This is a genomic window from Dokdonia sp. Hel_I_53 (genome assembly GCF_007827465.1).
Classification (GTDB): Bacteria; Bacteroidota; Bacteroidia; order Flavobacteriales; family Flavobacteriaceae; genus Dokdonia.
Map to the genome: position 1 here is coordinate 1,229,387 of NZ_VISL01000001.1, position 20,341 is coordinate 1,249,727.

A 20,341-nucleotide genomic window follows, 5' to 3' on the forward strand; every position below is an offset into this window, starting at 1 on the left:
TATAATAATTAAATAAGTACATACCAAATTATTTGCTACTTAGACTGATAATATTATATTTGTGCGCTTGCTGAATAAATAAATAAGTTTGTGAGAAACAAGTGGTTTTTAAGTGCGTTTGTAATTGCCCTAGCTATATTAGGAATAAGCTTGGAGCAAAAAGATGTGCCTAATCAGGAGATTCTCATTACATTTTCGACTTCACAAAAAGGGCCTAATACTACTCATGACGCAATTGCTCTAGTTACTAGTAAATTACAAAGCACGGGCGCAAGTAATATAAAGGTTGAAGATCTACTGGACGGCACCTTGAAACTCAGCTACCACAGTAAGCTAGACGTTTCTCAAATCCAAAATATTTTTAACGAAATAATTGAGAATAAGTCGTATACTTCCTCCTGTAAAAATTCCTTCCCTACTGAAAAAAGCACTATTTACTATGAGTTAGATATTTACAAAATTCAATACTCAAGCGATTTTGATGGTCCCGTGGGGCATATCATTGAATCAAAATCAGAAACAACACGTGCTACTAGCTTTGATAACTATGCTTTTATTAGTAAGCAGAAAGCCAAAGAAAAAAATCTTTACAAGGCTAAAACAAAGGCAGTTCATCTATACACCGCACTTGTAATTAAAAATCTCCAGTACAAAATACCAGAGGTACGTGCTGGTCCTATTTCTTAAATTCTTACAAGATTATCTTACACCTAAGTTTTTTTATACTTATGGTCTTATCACCCGCTCAACTTCTTCGATGAAATAGGGCGCCTATTATTAATTATATTATCAATCTATTTAGGCAAGTACTTATAATACTTGTTTAAATTACTACAAACATTAAAAATGCAAAACAAAGGACTCATTAGATTTTTTGCGATAATTTTTGGTTTGGTATGTATTTACCAACTATCATTTACGTATTTCTCTAATAAAACAGAAGATGAAGCTAAGGCCTATGCCGTGGCGCAAGCACCAGGTGACGCAGATAGACAAGACTATCTTGAGCGTTCGTATTTAGACAGTATAGGAGCAAATCCAATCTTTGCTGGTATCACCTATAATGACGCAAAGGAAAAAGAACTTAATAAAGGACTTGACCTTGAAGGAGGTATTAACGTAATACTGCAAATTTCTGTACGTGATATTTTAGGTGGTCTTGCAAATAACAGTACAGATCCAGCTTTTATTGCCGCACTAGACGCAACTGATCAAGCTCAAAAGGATAGTCAAAATACCTATTTTGAAGATTTCTTGACAGAATTTAATGATCAAGGAGGAACACTAGCATCACCAGATATCTTTTCAAATGTTGTTTTAGAAGGTAAGGTGGATACTTCTATGGATAATGATCAAGTAGCTACAGTACTTGAAAAAGAAATTCAAGAAACTATAGGCTCTGCTTTTGAAACGCTACGTAATCGTATTGATAAATTTGGAGTTACCCAACCAAATATTCAAAGTTTAGGGGACAACGGACGTATTCTGGTTGAACTTCCAGGCGCAAAGGATATTGACCGTGTGAGAGGGCTTCTTGAAAAAACAGCACAACTTGAGTTTTACGAAACACATTATGCAGGGGATGTAATTAACTATCTAGGTCAAGCAAATGAAGCATTACGTGCTATCGTTTCTCCAGAAGTGAAAGAAACTGAAGTTGAGAAAGATAGTACGCTAGACGATAGCGTTTCTGATCTTTTAAAAGATGTGGACGAAGAAGAAGTAGAGGAGCAAGATTTTGGACCCCTATTTAAAATTTTTAGTCCTAATCAACAAGCGTTTCAATTCAGTCAAGTTCCTACTGTAGGTTTTGCAGCTGTAAAAGATACTGCAACGATTAATTCTTACTTGAGAAATCCTGCAGTTATTAAAAAACGCCCATCTTCATTACGTTACGCAAAATTTGCTTGGGGTGTACCTGAAGATGAAGGAGCTGATATTGTAGCACTGTATGCTTTAGAATCCAACAGGCAAGGTGCTCCTTATATGAATGGAGACGTTGTGAATGATTCTCGCCAGCAATTTACGCAAACTCAACAGCCTTCTGTTGGACTTGATTTTGAGGGACAAGGAGTGAACCAATGGGCAAAAATGACACGTGAAGTTGCTCAAAAAGGAAACGCTATTGCGATTGTACTGGATAACAATGTATACTCTGCTGCGACCGCTCGTCAAGAAATTAAAGGTGGAAGTACAGAAATCTCTGGAAACTTTACAGTAGCAGGTGCACAAGATCTTGCAACTGTACTTAATGCAGGTAAATTACCAGCCTCCTCAAAAATTATTCAGGCAGAGGAAATAGGACCATCATTAGGCCAAGAAGCAATTGATTCTGGAATTTTATCATTCTTAATTGCACTATTATTCGTGCTTTTATGGATGGTATTTTACTACGGAAAAGCAGGCCTTTTTGCAGATATCGCTTTGGTAGTAAACATCCTCTTTATTTTTGGAGTACTTGCTGGACTAGGTGCTGTTTTAACACTTCCTGGTATTGCAGGTATAGTACTTACTATAGGTATGTCTGTAGATGCAAACGTACTTATATTCGAACGTATTAAAGAAGAATTACGAAAAGGTAAGTCTCAAAAAGATGCTATTAAAGATGGTTTCAACAACGCGCTATCATCTATTCTTGATGCGAATATTACTACGTTCCTAACAGCATTAATTCTATTCTTATTTGGAACAGGTCCTGTACAAGGATTTGCTACAACGCTTATGATAGGTATTGCAACTTCTCTATTCTGTGCAATCTTCATAACACGTTTATTTATTGACGGTTACGGTAAGAATGGAAAATCACTTGAGTTTGCCACAGGAATGACTAAGAATCTTTTTGTAAATAACAAAATAGATTTTTTAGGAAAACGTAAGATTGCTTATGCTATCTCTGGTCTTCTAATTGTTGTTGGATTAGCAGCATTATTTACTGGCGGTCTTAATGCTGGTATTGACTTCGTAGGAGGTCGTACCTTTACAGTTCGTTTTGATCAACCTATGAATGCACAAGAGGTGGAAGATGCTTTAGTTGCAGAATTTGAAAGTGCAGATGTCAAAACATTTGGAGCAGATAATCAATTAAAGATTACTACCAAATATCGTATTGATGAAACAGGTACAGATATAGATGCTGAAATTGAAAGACAACTATTTGGCGCATTAACTCCATACTTACCAAATGGAATGAGCTACGAAGCATTTGCAAAAAGCTCAGATGACAAGCAAGTAGGTAAGATGGAATACTATATGGTAGGACCTACGATTGCAGATGATATTAAGAAAGGTGCATTATTTGCAGTTATCGGTTCTTTAATTGTAGTGTTCTTATACATCTTATTACGTTTCCGTAGATGGCAGTTCTCTCTTGGGGCAGTTGCTGCTGTTTTCCATGATGTATTATTAGTACTCGGTGTATTTGCAATTTTCAAAAATATCATGCCGTTTGATATGGAAGTAGATCAGAACTTTATTGCCGCTATCCTTACGGTGATTGGATACTCCCTGAATGATACCGTGGTTGTTTTTGACCGTATACGTGAGTATATTAAAGAACATGGATCAACAAGAGGGTTTGGTAAATTAATAAACCAAGCACTTAATAGTACATTAAGCCGTACACTTAACACCTCTGTAACTACTTTAATAGTACTACTAGCGATCTTCTTCTTAGGAGCTCCATCTATTAGAGGATTAATGTTTGCATTAATCGTAGGTGTGATTGTTGGTACATATTCATCACTATTTATTGCAACACCAGTGATGTTTGATACCGTACAGAAAAAAGGTTTAAAAGAACCAAAGAAAGATGAAGAACTAGAAGCATAATTCTTAATCTCTATAAATATTAAAATCCGCTACTATGACAGTAGCGGATTTTTTTGTGCGGTAAAATAAGTTTTGGATACGTACGCTTTCGCGAAAGCGTAATCCAACAAATTACATAATCTGCATTTGGTATATCTGATAGTATCGAAAGCTTTGGAAAAGCTAAAACTATTTTTCTAAGGGATATTTAAATATTTGTGAGTTTGTAGACTCACCTTCCATTTAGGGTTTGCCATCACATAATCTACTATAAGAGGTACTATTTTATCCCGTACAGACCATTCTGGCTGTAAATATAAAATACAATCATCCCCTACTTGCTCTGCATGTTTCTCTGCAAAAGTAAAATCAGATTTGTTGAAAATAATAACTTTAAGCTCGTTTGCTTTTTCTAGAACTGAAGGTGTTGGGAGCATTCGCTTTTTTGGTGATAAACAAATCCAATCCCATTCTCCAGAAAGTTGATAAGCACCAGAAGTTTCTATATGAGTTGTAAGTCCAAGGCTTTTCAACTTTTCAGTAAGTGGGTTCATATCCCACATTAAAGGTTCCCCTCCTGTAACAACAATTGTATCAGAGTATTTTGCTGCATTTTGAGCAATAGTATCTGCACTGGTAGGTGGATGTATTGCAGCATCCCAGCTTTCCTTTACATCACACCAATGACAACCTACATCACAACCGCCTACACGAATAAAGTATGCAGCTGTCCCTTTATGAAAACCTTCTCCTTGAATGGTATAAAATTCTTCCATAAGAGGAAGCATTTCCCCGAGATCTACCTGTGCCTGTATCGCTTCTGAAGCTTGTTTTGTCATAGCTGGCAAAGATAAGGAGTACTTTTGAGATAATTGCTTTTTATCTGGCTTAGGGAAATCTTGTGAAAATTTGTTTCAAAAATTGAGTTACACTTTCGCAAAAGCGTGATCACATAAAAAAAACCCACTTCAAAATATGGAAGTGGGTTTAGTATTATGTGAAAATTGATTTTTATCTACCCCATTTACCTCCACCTACGAAGAAGCCTAAAGAAATTCCTAAATAGCCATTTTTAGTAGTTCCTACCACGTCACCATTAAAATCTTGAAGATCACTCTTACCAACAATATTGTAGTCTAATGTCATTTTAAAACCTGCCCAATTAAAACCACCGCGAATCATGGCACCAAATTTACCACTCCCTTCCAAATCTGCGGTTCCTGAGCTATTCCCATCAATAGCAACGCTAGCTACAGAATAATATCCCAAACCTCCGCCAACAAAAGGTGCAAATGAAGACGACCCGTCGTTAAAATAATAATCATACGTTCCTACATAAGAACCATTAACACCAACTTCAGCTTCAGCCTCTTGATTGTTGTCAGAGTACTCTATATTTTTTACCAGCGCAGCACCACCAAATCGTAAACCTACGCTCATATTATCTTCAATGTTCCATTTTGGTTCTAGATAAAAGGCTACCCCGCCACCGCCACCTCCTTGTGGAATTGCGTACCCTAAATCAAAATCGAAACGAAATTTATCTGCTTCCTGTGCATTCATTTGTACAATTGTCCCTATAAAAAGGACTGCTACTAGTAATAATTTTCTCATTCTTTTAATATTATTCAATTAGTATGACTCTTATTAAGCGTGACAAATATAATTTCACTTCTTACATACACAACTAGATAAATGTTAAAATTTTAACGAATTCATTTTCTAATGAAGTTTCTTTCACTTCAATTCCTACAATATAGGTCTAGCAAAATCCCTATTTTTATACAAGAAATAAGATAGCTACAGCCATTTGTATGAAATATGAAAATAATCTCGCTTTTGCGAAAGCGCAAGATCAGCAAGACCCATTAAAATCGTATAGAGATCAATTTTACATTCCAGTAGACAATGATGAGAATGAGCTCATTTATTTTTGCGGGAATAGTCTAGGCTGCCAGCCAAAAGTTGTTGCTCAATATATAGAACAAGAACTAAACGACTGGGCAAACCTAGGTGTAGAAGGACATTTTGATGCAGAAAATCCTTGGATGCCGTATCATGAGGAACTAGCAAAACCCATGGCAGAAATCGTGGGCGCAAAACCACATGAAGTTGTAGTCATGAATACGCTCACAACTAACCTTCATTTGATGATGGTTTCCTTTTATAATCCTACAAAAAAGCGTCATAAAATCGTTATCGAGAGCGACGCTTTCCCGTCTGATAAATATGCGGTAGAAAGTCAAATAAGACAGCGCGGTTTTAATCCAAATGACACCTTAATATTATGGAAACCTAGGGAGGGAGAAGAACTTTGTAGATATGAAGATCTTGAGGCAATAGTAAAAGAACATGGTGAAAGTATTGCATTGTTGCTAATTGGTAATACTAATTACTATTCGGGTCAATTTTACCCTATTCAAAAAATCACTCAATTAGGACATGCTAATGGCAGCAAAGTAGGTTTTGACCTCGCGCATGGTGTAGGTAACATTATGCCTAATTTACATAAAAACGGACCTGACTTTGCTGTATGGTGTACCTATAAATACCTCAACAGTGGCCCTGGAAGTTTAGGTGGATGTTTTGTACATGAGCGCCATCATAAAGATGAAAAAATTCAGCGTTTTACGGGGTGGTGGGGACAAAATAAAGATACGAGATTTAACATGCGCAAAGGATTTGACCCAATCCCAACAGCCGAAGGATGGCAATTATCAAACCCTCCTATCTTGAGTATGGCTGCTGTGAAGGCAAGCTTAGCTATTTTTGCTCAAGCGGGTATGAAAAACATACGTGAAAAGTCAGAAAAAATTACAGGGTATCTTGAGTTTCTCATCGATGACTTAAACAACGATAGGATTTCTATCATCACTCCTTCTGACCCTACACAACGTGGGTGCCAGCTAAGTATTCAAGTGAAAAATGCCGATAAAAGTTTGCATGAGCAGCTTACAAATGCTGGAGTAATTTCAGACTGGCGTGAACCAGATGTCATACGCGTGGCACCAGCACCATTATATAATAGCTACCAAGATGTATTTGAAATGGTAGAGCGCCTTAAAAATATTCTTTAATGTACATCCCAGACATTTATAAGAACGAAAATGCGCAAGAAATTCGCACGTTTTTAAAAGCAAATGCCTTTGGAATTTTTGTTACGAATAAAGATGGTAGGTCTTGTGCTACCCACATTCCTTTAGAAATTACCATGCGTGAGGACGGGAAAGAAATCTTACACGGTCATATTTCAAAAATGAATGAGCAAGTGGAGCATCTTATAGATGGTGTAGAAGCACTTGGTATTTTTAATGGTCCACATAGTTACATTTCGGCAAGCTGGTATGATTTTGAAGAAGTGTCTACTTGGAATTATATTGCTGTACAAGTGAGAGGCGTTTTAAAAATTCTTGACAGAGAAGGATTATATAACTCTGTAAAAGCATTGATGAATACATATGAAAAACCTCAAGAGAACCCTGTCAACATGGATTCTTTATCAGAGAAAACAATGCGCCAACTCGATGGCATAATAGGTTTTGAAGTAGAAATTAATAGTATTGAGGCTGCAAAAAAAATGTCTCAAAATAGGGATGTAAAGAATCATAATCAGATTATAGAACGCTTGCGCGAAAATGGCAACCCACAAGAAGAAGCCGTCGCAAAAACAATGGATCAGAACAGAAAGTAACTGAACGCTCAACGAGATCAAAAAGAATAATGAAACAAAAAGAACATATATTAATCATAGGCGCGGGCCTTTGCGGATCCTTACTTGCTTTGCGCATGGTACAACGAGGCTACAAAGTGAGTCTAATGGAAAAGAGGCCTGACTTAAGAGCTGTGCATCAAGATGCTGGAAGATCCATCAATCTTGCGTTATCAGATAGAGGGCTCAAGGGGATTCGGTTAGTGGGCTTAGAAGACCGAGTAAAAGAATTATGTATCCCAATGAACGGCCGAATGTTGCATGATGAAAAAGGCGACACGTTATTCAGTCCATATTCTGGTAGAGAAAACGAGTATATCAATTCTATCTCTCGTACCGATCTCAATATTTTATTATTAAATGCGGCAGATGAGCATGACACACTACAAGTATATTTCAATCAGTCATGTACTTCTGTAGATCTTAAGAATGCCACAGCAACTTTTACAGATTACCTCACCAAAGAAGAGCAAACCATAACCGCAGATATTATCCTAGGTGCAGACGGTGCAGGTTCTGCGGTACGTAAAAGTATGTATATGAGCAAGGACTTCTTATTCAGCTTTTCGCAAGATTACTTAGGGCATGGGTATAAAGAATTAAGCTTCCCTCCTGCTCCAGATGGAGATTACCAGACCGAAAAGAACGCACTACACATCTGGCCAAGAGGTCGCGATATGATTATCGCATTGCCTAACGTTGATGGAAGTTTTACAGTAACGCTTTTTCTAGATTATAAAGATGCTCTAGACAGTTTTGAATCACTTTCTAATCCTGAGGCTATTAAGGAGTATTTTACAAGACAATTTCCAGATGCTGTGGCGATGATGCCAGATTTAGTAACAGAATTTAAAGAAAACCCCGTAGGTCCTTTAGGAACGATAAAGTGTCATCCGTGGAGTGCATTTGGAAAAACATGTATCATTGGTGATGCTGCTCATGCCATCGTTCCATTTTATGGACAAGGAATGAATGCCAGTTTTGAAGATGTTGTTGTTTTTGACGAAGCATTAGAAACGTTTGGAGAGCAAGGATGGGAGAAAGTGTTTCAAGAATTTGAAAAGACTAGAAAACCAGATACCGATGCCATTGCAGATCTCGCTGTAGACAATTTTCATGAGATGAAAGAACATACCGCACACCCTATGTTTCAAGAAAAGAGAAAGCTAGAAACGATGTTTGAAAAAGAGTTTCCAGAAACGTATTACTCTAAATATAGTTTGGTAACTTTCAACGAGGATATAGGATATAGAGAAGCCATGCTTCGTGGAAGAGCTCAAAATAAAGCGATTCTCAATTTACTGGACGATGGACTACTTCCAGATACACTTTCGCTTAAAGCGAAATTAAATAAAGTACAACAAGCGACACAGAATGTCTTAGACGATGACAACGTACTAAGGAAATAAAATAAATTAGAATGAGTGATAAAGAATTAGATTTAAGGTTAGAAGGAGATCCATTTAATGAGAAAAAAGTTAAACCGCGTGGAGCATATCCGCTTATTAAGCGTGCGGGAGATTTTCTTTTAATCTCTGGAACTAGTAGCCGTAGAGCAGATAATAAACTTGCTGGCGTGCATGTAAAAGATGAAATGGGAACTATGCATCTGGATATTAAAGAACAAACAAGAGCAGTTTTAGAAAATATCAAAAAAACACTTGCCACTGCTGGTGCCACTATGGAAGATGTGGTTGATGTCACTTCTTTTTTAGTAAACATGAATGATTTTGGCGGGTACAACGAAGTGTACGGTGAATTTTTTAATAAAGTGACTGGACCTGCTAGAACCACCGTTGCGGTGCACCAATTACCTCATCCTCATCTTGTGGTAGAGATAAAGGTGATGGCTTATAAACCTGAATAATTAGCATTTCTAAATTCAGCAATTGCTTCAAACTTTATGAAAATAAAAAATTACATAAACGGCGCTTATCAAAAGCCATTATCTAATGACTGGCTAGACAATTATGATCCATCTGTGGGTGAAGTTTATGGGCAAATACCCAATAGTAATTCTCATGATGTTGAGGAGGCTACCGCTTTCGCGAAAGCGGCATTCCCGGCTTGGTCATCTACCACACTGGAGGAGCGCAGTCGTATATTATTAAAAATTGCAGAAGGCATTGAAGCACAACTCGAAAAATTAGCTGAGGCCGAAAGTAGAGATAATGGAAAACCCATTTCACTTGCTACAACAGTAGACATACCGAGAGCGGCTAGTAACTTTCGATTTTTTGCTAATGCTATCACCCAGTTTGCTAGCGAAAGTCACGAGAGTACTGGTACAAACACCATAAACTTTACGCTAAGAAAACCCATAGGCGTTGTGGGATGCATTTCGCCGTGGAATTTACCATTGTATCTTTTTACGTGGAAAATTGCACCCGCAATTGCTGCAGGTAATTGCATCATTGCAAAGCCAAGTGAAGTAACCCCAATGACAGCTTACCTACTAGGAGAAATTTGTACAAATGCTGGATTGCCAGCAGGCGTTCTCAATATTGTTCATGGATTAGGAAATACTACAGGAAAGGCTATTTTAGAACATCCAGATATTAAAGCAATCAGTTTTACGGGAGGAACAAAAACGGGAGAACACATCGCTCGCACTTGTGCCCCAATGTTTAAAAAACTATCCTTAGAACTTGGCGGTAAAAACCCCAACCTCATTTTTGCAGATTGTAATTATGAAGAGATGCTCTCTACTACCCTACGCAGTTCTTTTGCAAATCAAGGGCAAATTTGCCTCTGTGGTAGCCGAATTTTTGTTGAAAGGTCTATTTATGCGAAGTTCAAGAGGGATTTCATTAGTAGAGTTGAAGAACTAGTTGTGGCTCATCCAGCACAAGAGAATGCAAACTTAGGAGCACTTGTATCTAAGTCGCATTTAGAAAAAGTTGAAGACTACATCAAGCATGCTGAAGATTACGGTGGTAAAATACTTTCTGGTGGTAAACGAGTAAATGTTGATGGCTATGAAAAAGGATATTACTTACAACCAACTGTAATTGAAGTGTCAAATAATCATTGTAGATTAAATCAAGAAGAAATCTTTGGCCCCATCGTCACCATCATGCCTTTTGACAAAGATGATGAAGCCCTAAGGCTAGCAAACGGAACCAAGTACGGACTTTCTGCAACAGTATGGACGCAAAACTTAGATAGAGCCATGCGACTAGGAAATACTCTTGAAGCAGGAATCGTTTGGATAAACACCTGGATGAATCGGGATTTACGTACCCCTTTTGGCGGAGTTAAGGCCAGTGGTGTTGGTCGCGAAGGTGGTTTTGAAGCATTACGATTTTTTACAGAGGCTAAGAATGTGTGTATAAAATATAATTAAAAAATGGCTGGAATATTATCGAGCCTTACAATAAGTTACTATGAAGTTAAATCTAACTAATAAAAATGCCCTTGTTTGCGGTTCTACTGCAGGAATTGGAAAAGCTACCGCAATTGGACTAGCCGAAGAAGGAGCAAATGTGACTCTCGCAGCCCGAACAGAGGAAAAGCTAAAAGCCGTACTTGCAGAGTTACCAAATAATGGCAATCAACAACACAGTTACGTAGTTGCAGATTTTACAAATCCGCGACAGGTGGCAGAAGCTGTTTCAGCAACTGAAAATGTATATCATATTCTAATTAATAATACGGGTGGACCTCCAGGTGGACCCATTGTAGATGCTGATGTAGACGCTTTCGCGAAAGCGTTCACTCAACATTTACAAACCAATCACTTATTAGCACAAACGGTAATTCCTAGCATGAAATCTGAAGGTTACGGTAGGATTATCAATGTGATTTCTACTTCTGTAAAGCAACCTCTCGATGGTCTAGGCGTGAGTAACACCATACGTGGTGCCGTGGCAAACTGGAGTAAAACCATGGCAAATGAGCTCGGGCAATTTGGTATCACTGTAAACAATGTACTTCCAGGAGCAACTGCAACTGGCAGACTTTCTGAAATTATTGAGAATAAAGCAAAGAAGACAGGAAAGACTGTAGACGAAGTTTCTAAAACAATGGCTAAAGCTTCGCCAGCAAATCGATTTGCAAAACCTGAAGAGGTAGCAAATGCAATTGTTTTTCTAGCGAGTGAAGCCGCCTCTTTTATCAATGGAATAAATGTGCCTGTAGATGGTGGACGTACTAAATCTTTGTAAATTTAACCTATGACTAAAAAACTGCGTATAAACGGGCACTCGCATCTACTTCCTTATCCAGAAGAGATTCCTCAATTTATGAAGGATAAAGGGATTTTTTGGGTGGATAAGGACCGAAAGTTTATGCTCCAAAAAGATTGGAGTCGACCAGTTACTGATTCTAGTTTTTTCTTACACGAAAAATTAGAATGGATGGAGCGCAACAAAGTCGATCACGCTGTGGTGCTGAATTTGTCGCAACTGTACGGAAATGGGTTGCGCATTGAAGAAATGAAGCAAGCGCTTAAATTTCAGAATGATTTTAATGCTAGAGTTCAAAAAGAACATCCAGATAAGTTTACGACCGGTTTTGTAGTGCATCCAGGTTTTGTACGTGGTGCTTTATGGGAAATAGAACGCTGTGTGGAAGTTTTGGGAATGGATTTATTATGCCTCCCAACTCACTATATGGATACTATAGGTACGTGGCGCTGTATTTTTGATGAAGAGAACGAGCCTATTTTTGAGCTTGCGAGTAAATATAATCTTGCTGTAGAAATTCATCCGTATGATGGAGAGAAGTTTATCAAACTTGAAAATACAAGTTGGAGATTTCACCTTATATGGATGCTTGCACAATGTGCAGATGCATATCATTTTCTGACCTTAAATGGCTATGCAGATAAATATCCGGGTATGAGAGTATGTTTTGCGCATGGTGGCCAACTTGCTCAAATCAACTTAGGTCGTAGGATACAAGGTTTTGATGGACGTCCAGATCTATTTGAGGGTAAATCACACCCACGAAAGTCTGTTGGCCACCCTAACATTTTCTTCGACACATTAGTTCACGATACGAATAGCTTACAAATGGTTATCGAAAATCAAGGTAGCAAACAAGTAGTTATGGGTCTAGATGATCCTTACCCTCTTGGAGAGATGGAAAGTACAGACCAAAGTAGCTATCCTGGAAAAATATTAGATCTCGCCTTAGAACGCAAAATCATTAATCCAACAGAATACGACCAAATATGGGATGACAACGTTGTGCAATGGTTATACGGAGATGATGAAAAGCGTAAAGAAGCATTTAGGAAAAGGATTATGAATGAATCATAGCAGTACCTCAATGTTTTGATTACCTAACTTTTATCGAACAAAAATGGTGTTTTGTCGATTAAAATATAGTATTATTGTGGTTTAATTTTAAATCTTCTCCCAATGAATTTATCCAAATTTATTTTTGTTTTACTTCCATTGCTTATCATTACAAGTTGCACTGTTGATAATAGTGGTGACATAGTGACTAACAGAGATGGTCAATTTTTTGCCTCTGTAGATGGCGAACTCTTTACAGCTAGTGGAGCAAGAGCCAATGCTCGTTTTTCTGGAGGCAGCCTGAGTATTGATGGAACTAATAGTGGCGGAAATATTATATTCCTAACCATCCCAACATTTCAAGGAGAGGGTAGTTATGATCTTTCAACATCAGCTTCGATTGGTACTGGTGCATATTTTGCAGTAGGAGATGACACAACATATCTCTCTATCGCAGATGGAGGTTCTGGGTCAATAACTATTACAGAATTTAATTCTTTAGAGGGCTATGTATCTGGTACTTTTAATTTTACAGCAATACAAGAAAATATTGATATCAATACACAAGAAATCACTACAGAGACCGTAGTAATCTCCAGTGGTAGTTTTACAGATTTAAACCTACAAGGTATTCTTACAGAAGGAAATACTAATAACACTCTCGAAGCAATAATAGATGATGTAGCTTTTAGCGCAAATAATGTTGCAGCTTTTGATTCTGAAATGAACGGCGTAATTAGTAAGACCATCATTGCAAATAATACAAATACAAACCAGAATATCACTATTACCTTAAATGGTGCTATTGCGATTGGAACCTACGATCTCTCATCTACAACCTCTTCTGCAAATTCAACTGCGCTTTACACTCCTGATATAACTAGTGGAGGTAGTTCATATGTAGCTCAATCTGGCGGAACAGTAACCATAGATAGTTATGATGATGTCGCTGGGTCAATGAGTGGTACGTTTCAATTTGTAGCAGAAGATATTTTACAACAAACCACTGAAACATATACTATCACAGAAGGATCATTTTCAGTTACTTTTCAGTAATAATACTTCCATATTTAAAATTGAGAATAGTTTCTTTAAGAACTTCTAGTTAAACCCACAATAAATATGAAAAATTTTAAATTTCCACAGGTACTATTCCTTGTGATGCTTTTTATTATAGGCTGCTCATCTAATGATGACGATAGCACACAAATAGCTGATCGTGGAGAAATTGTTGCCACCATTGATGGTGATACTTTTGCGGCTTCTGGTAATTCTGTTGGGGCAAGTCTTCAATCTGGTGTACTAAACATAACAGCATCAAATACCGGTGCTGATACTATATCTATCAGTATAAATAATTTTATTGGGGAGGGTACTTTTGACCTTTCTGGATTTACTGTGGAAGGCACAGGAATATATCTTCCAGCTGGCGATAATCGTTTTTTTAATACGGAGAATGAAGGTGGAGAAGGCTCTATAACTATTACCTCTTACACTGAATCTTCTGGTTTAATCTCTGGAACTTTTGAATTTGTTGCAGTAAGAAGTAATTCCTCTGGTGCTAATGAAATTGTAACCATTACAAGTGGTTCTTTTAATGATATTTCAGTCACAAATTCATAAAAGTAAAATTAAATTACTATTATACGTAAGAGCTAGAGATTATTTAATCGACTACTATGCATTTTTTACCAGAAGAACTCGATGATTATGTAGTGAGGCACTCGGCAAATGAACCCGAGCATTTGAAAAGACTCACAAAAGAAACTTACCAAAAGATTTTACAACCTAGAATGCTCTCTGGACCTTACCAAGGAAGGGTATTAAGTATGATTTCTAAGCTCCTACGACCTATATCCATTTTAGAAATTGGAACTTTTACAGGCTACAGTGCATTGTGTCTCGCAGAAGGCTTAAAAAAAAATGGTCTTTTACATACCATTGACATTAAAGAGGAAATGGTTGACTTTCAACGGAAGCACTTTGATTCTTCACCTTACGGTGAAGTGATCATACAGCATTTAGGGATGGCAATTGACATCATCCCTACAATTAATACTACTTTTGACTTAGTTTTTATTGATGCAGATAAGTCTAATTATATTAATTATTTTAATTTGATCATTGATAAAATGAATCCTGAAGGTGTTATTCTCACTGATAATGTTTTGTGGAGTGGCAAAGTCACAAAACCTTTAAAAGATAAAGATATAGATACTGCGGTGTTACTAGATTATAACAAAATGATACACGAAGACCCACGTGTGGAGACAGTTATACTTCCTATTCGTGACGGTTTAACTATAAGCAGAGTTTTTAAACGTTAGCTTTCGCGAAAGCATAAAAAATCCTGCGAAGCTAGCTACGCAGGATTGATCTAATTATTGAATCATTGTCAACCTATTTTAGGACGACTAAAAATTTTATAAAACTATTGTACGGCTGCGCTTGCATCTAAATTTCCGTAACCATAGTTGCTACTTGTATTACCATATAGGTCAGAAGTACTACGCATCTTATTCAACACCTGTGCTCTAGACCAAGAGGGATACTTTGACCAAACTAATGCTGCTATACCCGCGGTAGTGGCCGTCGCTACAGATGAACCCCCTACATAATCAGATTGACCATTATTAAAACCTAATACTGGGCTATTCCTACTATCATCACCGTCACGCTCCATAACAATGGTGAATTCTATTTCGTTTCCGTCGTGACAGATATCACATTTTCTATACCCTCCATTATAATCCGTAATTCCCGTAACTGCTATAGCCTCAGACATACTCGCAGGGAAAATTACTGGATACCAATTTGTTAATGACGTTGAAGTTCCTCCAGCTGCAAATATGAGCTTACCTTTACTATAAGCATACTTAACAGCATCTTCTACATTTCCAATACCCCAAGGGTAGCCGATAGACATGGATATAATTTTTACATCACTTCTATTTGCAAGTGCCTTTAGTGCATTAGAAACCCCCTTGCGCTCATGGTAATCATCTAGTACAACATCTGCAGTTCCTCTATACATAACCAGGTTTGCATCGTAGGCAACTCCTACTGGCAGACCGTCATTATTTCTAGGCGCTACTGCTGCAGAGGCCATGCTCGTACCGTGCCCACACTGATCGTTAGGGCCATCAATATTATTAGACCACCACCAAGCGGAGTCGATGTATGTTCCGTATTTTTCTACTGTACGATTATTTATAGATGCTCCATCCCCAAAATTTGAACCAAGTAACGGTTGATTAGGAGATAATCCGGTATCTATAATACCAATGGTAACACCTTTACCTGTAGATTGAGACCAAGCAGATTCAATATTGTGATAATCAAAGGTCCAAGGAAGTTTTGCTCCTGGAGATATTGATCTATAATCATTATTATTTAAGGCCTGTCCATTTGTATCACAGCCAGCACTTCTTTGTTGAGAAGCACTTTTTTCTTGCTTTAATTGGTAAAATGAATATCCATTAGGTTCTAAATAACGTAAATTTTGAGTTGCTCGAAGCTCCCTTACTGTCTCTAGTAATGTAACTTCAACATCAATAACATTAAGAACATCATCAGACTTCACCTTTAGAGTAGATTTTGTTTTTCCTTCTTTCTCCTGTACAAGTTGTATAAATTCATTTTGTATAGAGGATATACGAGAATTTTTTTCCTCATGAAAGCTTTCATTCTTTTTACCATATCCTATGGTTATCATATTACCTCCATGCACAGCGGCACTCCAGAGTACATTAGTAGCTACATCATCCCACGAAAAAGATTTTTTTTCATAAAAAGACTTATCAATAATCTTGTTTATTTCATCTATTGATAAAAATTTACTTGACTGTTGTAAATCAATTGTGATATCTTCTGTAAAGTCGGTAGGGGTTAACTCTTCTTCGTTAGTACAAGAAAGAGTTACTAGCAGGATAGCTCCTGCAAGATACATTTTTGATCTTTTCATATTTAGTTGTTTATGTTTGAAGAGATCAATATATTAAAATAATCTTAAAATAAAGCTAAAATATTACGATTTCAATAATATCAAGCAGTCATAAATCCATTTACCGCAAATAAATAAGAAAACTATTGAATTTTATACAGGATTATTTTCAGATTATCAATAAATACTACCTATGATTTTAATGCATATGAAGTCGAATATATAAACGTAATAGATATTAGTGAAGACGAAGAAGTTATACTTATTCTGGCATTAATTTTTAAATTCCAGAAAAAAGGATTTATAGCGAGCGCTTAATAGGGCCAGTGATATCATTAATATCTTCCTTTGCCTTATCAATTTCCTTTCTTATATCTTTAGTTACATCAAGATCAATGTCGTTACGCTCTGCAGTTTTTGTAATCTCAGATTTAATATCATTAGTAGCATCTTTTAGTTGACGCATTCCTTTACCTAAGCCACGGGCTATTTCTGGGACTTTATCTGCACCAAAAACCATTATCACTATAAAGATTATAAAAGCGATTTCGGCTCCTGATATAAAAAGTGGAAGTGATATCATAGGACGCAAAGGTATTTAATCTTATGTGGCTTTAAAAATTTTTGAGAATCTTCTCCACAAAAATTTGAATGATCAAATTAGACTTATAAATAGTTTTAAGTGAATTATTTTTCTCACTAACATTGAAGAATTTTATGAGAGTGTATACAAGAAAATTTTACTAAGAATAGGTGTTGGAACCCTATATAGAGTAACGGCTGAAAGTATAATTTTTTTTTTATTTAAAAAAAACTTTAAGTTTTTTGTAACATTTTGCACATTTGCTACGTATAACTACTACAATACCCTAACCCAGATTTATAATAAGAATATGAGACAGCTTAAAATTACTAAGCAAGTTACTAACCGTGAGACAGCTTCTTTAGACAAATACCTTCAAGAAATAGGAAAAGTAGATCTCATTACTGCAGACGAAGAGGTAGAACTTGCACAACGCATAAAAGCCGGAGATCATCGAGCTTTAGAGCAGCTTACAAAAGCTAACCTACGTTTTGTTGTATCCGTTTCAAAACAGTACCAAAATCAAGGACTTACCTTACCTGATCTTATAAATGAAGGTAATTTAGGGTTGATCAAAGCAGCACAACGATTTGATGAAACGCGAGGTTTTAAATTTATCTCCTACGCCGTATGGTGGATTAGACAATCTATTTTACAAGCCTTAGCTGAGCAGTCTCGTATTGTAAGGTTACCACTCAATAAAATTGGTTCTATTAATAAAATTAATAAAACCTATGCATTTCTTGAACAAGCTAATGAGCGACCTCCCAGTCCTGAGGAAATTGCAAAAGAGCTTGACATGACAATAAGTGACGTAAAAGAATCATTAAAAAATTCTGGAAGACACGTCAGTATGGATGCGCCACTTGTAGAGGGTGAAGATTCTAACCTTTATGATGTATTAAACTTTGGTGAATCTCCAAATCCTGATCGAGAGCTCTTACAGGAATCATTACGAACAGAGATTGAGAGAGCGCTAGAGACTTTAACTCCACGAGAGGCAGATGTTGTACGTTTATATTTTGGACTTGCAGATCAACAACCTATGACGTTAGAAGAGATAGGTCAAACCTTTGACCTTACCCGTGAAAGAGTAAGACAGATTAAAGAAAAAGCAATACGTAGATTAAAACACACCTCACGCAGTAAAATATTAAAGACTTATTTAGGTTAAGATGTGTTATTTCTATAAAATGTTAACACGACTCGTTAACATTTACTAAAGTGGTACACACCCTATAAAAGGTTTCGTATATTTACCTCATACTAAAAATGCATTTTACGCTTAGAGCGACTAAATAACCGCAACAACAGTTTATCATAACTGTTCGTTTTTTGATTGATGAATGAATCCCCGGCTGATTACCGGGGATTTTTCATTCCATAGAGTCAGCTAAAATTTATATTTGTAATACATAACAAGTTTTGTAGGATCTTGTTATGCTTTCGCGAAAGCGTAAACGTAAACCCCATATTCCTCCTCAAGATCAATTCCTTTATCTTTACCTAAAAAATCCATGAGTTCAAAAATGATTGCGCCTTCCATACTCGCAGCAGATTTTGCAAATTTACAGCGAGACATTGAGATCATCAATAAAAGTGATGCAGACTGGTTTCACATTGATATTATGGATGGAGTTTTTGTACCTAATATCTCTTTTGGTGCACCCGTTCTTAAAGCTATTAAAAAATACGCTACAAAAACCATCGATGTACATTTAATGATTGTAGATCCAGATCGTTATGTTGATACTTTTGCAGAACTTGGCGCAAATATTTTAACCGTACATTATGAAGCGTGCCCACACCTACACAGGACAATTCAAGCAATTAAATCTGCTGGAATGAAGGCTGGAGTGGCACTTAACCCGCACACAAATGTTAACCATTTGGAAAATATTATTCATGATATAGATCTCGTTTGTGTGATGAGTGTAAACCCTGGATTTGGTGGGCAACATTTTATAGAAAACACCTATAATAAGGTAAAATCTCTCAAAGCACTTATTAAAAATAAGAATGCTGATACTCTAATAGAAGTTGACGGGGGTGTTACTGATCAAAATGCCCAAAAGTTATTTAATGCGGGAGCTGATGTATTAGTCGCTGGAAGCTTTGTTTTTAACGCAAACAACCCCTCTGAAGCGATCTCCTCCTTAAAATATTCAGATTAACTAATAGAAAAATCTATAACCAAAAAGCGCCTTTATTAAATAAAGGCGCTTTTTGGTTAATCTAAGTTTAGGTTTTAATCCCTAGACATAAATATTCTCAATATATACCAAAAAAGCAGCATTAAAGAAGCAAATAATCCGAGTGCAGCTGCTACATATTGTTCTTCTTTGTATTTATGTACCATATTAGATGTCGTATACAGGATGGATCCAGCTGCCAAAGCAACCATTGCCACACTAAACCACAATCCTAAGTCAAATCCAAAAATAGTCCCTGCGATCATCAATCCTATTGCGATAAAAAAGCCTAGGGTGAGCCCCGCTCTTAAAAATGAAAAGTCTTTTTTTGTAAGTATTACTACTGCAGAAAGACCCGCAAAAAGTGAGATTGTCATAACTGCTGCCTTTTGCAAGATTTCAACGCCATCTACCATAGTAAATGCCATAAGTAATAAAGGTACAAATATAAATGCCTCTGCTATTACATAAATGCCAAGAGCTACATAATGCGTATTACGATCTCTAGACTTTAGCGCAAGTCCCTCGGCATAATTAGTCACAATCATAAAGCCGCCTAATAATAGCAGCCAGCTCCATCCACCTGTAAGAGAAATAGCAAAATTTACTATAATAGGAGATTGAAAAAATAAATATTCAGTGACAATAAATAATAATACGGCTAATGCAACATGTGTGTATGTCTTCTTATAAAAATCAACACGTCGATCCTCAGCTAGTGAACTTACTGGTACAATTTGGGATTGAAATTCTTCCATAAATATGTTTAAATCTTTAATAATATAAAATGCCTACTTTATATAACTTACTATATGATATACGCTTTCGCGAAAGCGAAAAAACAAATGTAATGTCTTTAACAAT

The 20,341-nt window shown here is 36.7% G+C and carries 19 protein-coding genes; 14 read left to right on the forward strand and 5 right to left on the reverse strand.

Features of this window, described 5'->3' with window-relative positions:
- Positions 1–90 precede the first annotated feature (90 nt).
- Both OD90_RS05430 and secDF read left to right on the forward strand, forming a co-directional pair.
- Positions 91–687, forward strand: a complete 597-nt coding sequence (locus OD90_RS05430; RefSeq protein WP_144667694.1) for a hypothetical protein — start codon at positions 91–93, stop codon at positions 685–687.
- Between the two features lie 159 nt (positions 688–846).
- Positions 847–3,828 (forward strand): protein translocase subunit SecDF, encoded by a 2,982-nt coding sequence (secDF, locus tag OD90_RS05435; RefSeq protein ID WP_144667697.1) that lies wholly within the window; start codon positions 847–849, stop codon positions 3,826–3,828.
- Between the two features lie 176 nt (positions 3,829–4,004).
- On the opposite strand, the gene OD90_RS05440 is transcribed toward secDF, so the two are convergent.
- Both OD90_RS05440 and OD90_RS05445 read right to left on the reverse strand, forming a co-directional pair.
- Positions 4,005–4,646 carry a 7-carboxy-7-deazaguanine synthase QueE gene (locus OD90_RS05440; RefSeq protein WP_144667699.1) on the reverse strand — a complete coding sequence of 214 codons (642 nt, stop codon included), beginning with the start codon at positions 4,644–4,646 and terminating at the stop codon, positions 4,005–4,007.
- Positions 4,647–4,818: 172 nt separating this feature from the next.
- Entirely contained in the window at positions 4,819–5,421 is a 603-nt protein-coding gene (locus OD90_RS05445; RefSeq protein ID WP_144667702.1) for a hypothetical protein, read from the reverse strand.
- Positions 5,422–5,621: 200 nt separating this feature from the next.
- Between OD90_RS05445 and kynU the strand changes: the two genes are divergently transcribed.
- The 10 genes from kynU to OD90_RS05495 all read left to right on the forward strand — a co-directional run bounded on the left by kynU (position 5,622) and on the right by OD90_RS05495 (position 15,086).
- Positions 5,622–6,884: a kynureninase gene (kynU, locus tag OD90_RS05450; protein ID WP_144667705.1), complete on the forward strand. Its 1,263-nt coding sequence runs from the start codon at positions 5,622–5,624 to the stop codon at positions 6,882–6,884.
- Complete coding sequence (locus OD90_RS05455) at positions 6,884–7,498, forward strand: FMN-binding negative transcriptional regulator (protein ID WP_144667708.1); 615 nt, start codon at positions 6,884–6,886, stop codon at positions 7,496–7,498. The genes kynU and OD90_RS05455 overlap by 1 nt, the downstream gene beginning before the upstream one ends.
- 29 nt (positions 7,499–7,527) lie before the next feature.
- A complete protein-coding gene (locus tag OD90_RS05460; protein ID WP_144667711.1) occupies positions 7,528–8,925 on the forward strand; it encodes an FAD-dependent oxidoreductase in 1,398 nt (465 codons plus the stop codon).
- Between the two features lie 11 nt (positions 8,926–8,936).
- Complete coding sequence (locus tag OD90_RS05465; RefSeq protein WP_144667714.1) at positions 8,937–9,383, forward strand: RidA family protein; 447 nt, start codon at positions 8,937–8,939, stop codon at positions 9,381–9,383.
- Positions 9,384–9,419: 36 nt separating this feature from the next.
- Positions 9,420–10,862: an aldehyde dehydrogenase gene (locus OD90_RS05470; RefSeq protein ID WP_144667716.1), complete on the forward strand. Its 1,443-nt coding sequence runs from the start codon at positions 9,420–9,422 to the stop codon at positions 10,860–10,862.
- A gap of 40 nt (positions 10,863–10,902) precedes the next feature.
- Entirely contained in the window at positions 10,903–11,682 is a 780-nt protein-coding gene (locus OD90_RS05475; protein WP_144667718.1) for an SDR family oxidoreductase, read from the forward strand.
- A 9-nt stretch (positions 11,683–11,691) separates the two neighbouring features.
- Positions 11,692–12,780, forward strand: coding sequence for an amidohydrolase family protein (locus OD90_RS05480; protein WP_144667721.1), 1,089 nt, complete (start codon positions 11,692–11,694; stop codon positions 12,778–12,780).
- 102 nt (positions 12,781–12,882) lie between these two features.
- A complete protein-coding gene (locus tag OD90_RS05485) occupies positions 12,883–13,815 on the forward strand; it encodes a DUF6252 family protein (protein ID WP_144667724.1) in 933 nt (310 codons plus the stop codon).
- A gap of 66 nt (positions 13,816–13,881) precedes the next feature.
- Complete coding sequence (locus OD90_RS05490) at positions 13,882–14,382, forward strand: DUF6252 family protein (RefSeq protein WP_144667727.1); 501 nt, start codon at positions 13,882–13,884, stop codon at positions 14,380–14,382.
- A 56-nt stretch (positions 14,383–14,438) separates the two neighbouring features.
- Complete coding sequence (locus tag OD90_RS05495; protein ID WP_144667730.1) at positions 14,439–15,086, forward strand: O-methyltransferase; 648 nt, start codon at positions 14,439–14,441, stop codon at positions 15,084–15,086.
- 104 nt (positions 15,087–15,190) lie between these two features.
- On the opposite strand, the gene OD90_RS05500 is transcribed toward OD90_RS05495, so the two are convergent.
- A complete protein-coding gene (locus tag OD90_RS05500; protein WP_144667733.1) occupies positions 15,191–16,723 on the reverse strand; it encodes a S8 family peptidase in 1,533 nt (510 codons plus the stop codon).
- 280 nt (positions 16,724–17,003) lie between these two features.
- Complete coding sequence (locus OD90_RS05505; protein ID WP_144667736.1) at positions 17,004–17,285, reverse strand: twin-arginine translocase TatA/TatE family subunit; 282 nt, start codon at positions 17,283–17,285, stop codon at positions 17,004–17,006.
- Between the two features lie 310 nt (positions 17,286–17,595).
- On the opposite strand from OD90_RS05505, the gene OD90_RS05510 reads away from it, so the two are divergent.
- Together OD90_RS05510 and rpe are read left to right on the forward strand one after the other, a co-directional pair.
- The gene (locus tag OD90_RS05510) at positions 17,596–18,459 is read left to right on the forward strand and encodes an RNA polymerase sigma factor RpoD/SigA (RefSeq protein ID WP_144667739.1); all 864 of its coding nucleotides are present in this window, start codon (positions 17,596–17,598) and stop codon (positions 18,457–18,459) included.
- Positions 18,460–18,802: 343 nt separating this feature from the next.
- Positions 18,803–19,459 carry a ribulose-phosphate 3-epimerase gene (gene rpe / locus OD90_RS05515; protein ID WP_144667742.1) on the forward strand — a complete coding sequence of 219 codons (657 nt, stop codon included), beginning with the start codon at positions 18,803–18,805 and terminating at the stop codon, positions 19,457–19,459.
- A gap of 74 nt (positions 19,460–19,533) precedes the next feature.
- Here rpe and OD90_RS05520 read toward each other — a convergent pair whose 3' ends face one another.
- On the reverse strand, positions 19,534–20,235 hold the full coding sequence (locus OD90_RS05520) for a Bax inhibitor-1 family protein (RefSeq protein ID WP_144667745.1): 702 nt from the start codon (positions 20,233–20,235) through the stop codon (positions 19,534–19,536).
- Between the last annotated feature and the right edge of the window lie 106 nt (positions 20,236–20,341).

Bases quoted from the DNA above. Each gene is read 5' to 3' on its own strand.
- secDF (WP_144667697.1), top strand. From the start codon at position 847: ATGCAAAACAAAGGACTCATTAGATTTTTTGCGATAATTTTTGGTTTG.
- OD90_RS05440 (WP_144667699.1), bottom strand. From the start codon at position 4,646: ATGACAAAACAAGCTTCAGAAGCGATACAGGCACAGGTAGATCTCGGG.
- OD90_RS05445 (WP_144667702.1), bottom strand. From the start codon at position 5,421: ATGAGAAAATTATTACTAGTAGCAGTCCTTTTTATAGGGACAATTGTA.
- kynU (WP_144667705.1), top strand. From the start codon at position 5,622: ATGAAATATGAAAATAATCTCGCTTTTGCGAAAGCGCAAGATCAGCAA.
- OD90_RS05455 (WP_144667708.1), top strand. From the start codon at position 6,884: ATGTACATCCCAGACATTTATAAGAACGAAAATGCGCAAGAAATTCGC.
- OD90_RS05460 (WP_144667711.1), top strand. From the start codon at position 7,528: ATGAAACAAAAAGAACATATATTAATCATAGGCGCGGGCCTTTGCGGA.
- OD90_RS05465 (WP_144667714.1), top strand. From the start codon at position 8,937: ATGAGTGATAAAGAATTAGATTTAAGGTTAGAAGGAGATCCATTTAAT.
- OD90_RS05470 (WP_144667716.1), top strand. From the start codon at position 9,420: ATGAAAATAAAAAATTACATAAACGGCGCTTATCAAAAGCCATTATCT.
- OD90_RS05475 (WP_144667718.1), top strand. From the start codon at position 10,903: ATGAAGTTAAATCTAACTAATAAAAATGCCCTTGTTTGCGGTTCTACT.
- OD90_RS05480 (WP_144667721.1), top strand. From the start codon at position 11,692: ATGACTAAAAAACTGCGTATAAACGGGCACTCGCATCTACTTCCTTAT.
- OD90_RS05485 (WP_144667724.1), top strand. From the start codon at position 12,883: ATGAATTTATCCAAATTTATTTTTGTTTTACTTCCATTGCTTATCATT.
- OD90_RS05490 (WP_144667727.1), top strand. From the start codon at position 13,882: ATGAAAAATTTTAAATTTCCACAGGTACTATTCCTTGTGATGCTTTTT.
- OD90_RS05495 (WP_144667730.1), top strand. From the start codon at position 14,439: ATGCATTTTTTACCAGAAGAACTCGATGATTATGTAGTGAGGCACTCG.
- OD90_RS05500 (WP_144667733.1), bottom strand. From the start codon at position 16,723: ATGAAAAGATCAAAAATGTATCTTGCAGGAGCTATCCTGCTAGTAACT.
- OD90_RS05505 (WP_144667736.1), bottom strand. From the start codon at position 17,285: ATGATATCACTTCCACTTTTTATATCAGGAGCCGAAATCGCTTTTATA.
- OD90_RS05510 (WP_144667739.1), top strand. From the start codon at position 17,596: ATGAGACAGCTTAAAATTACTAAGCAAGTTACTAACCGTGAGACAGCT.
- rpe (WP_144667742.1), top strand. From the start codon at position 18,803: ATGAGTTCAAAAATGATTGCGCCTTCCATACTCGCAGCAGATTTTGCA.
- OD90_RS05520 (WP_144667745.1), bottom strand. From the start codon at position 20,235: ATGGAAGAATTTCAATCCCAAATTGTACCAGTAAGTTCACTAGCTGAG.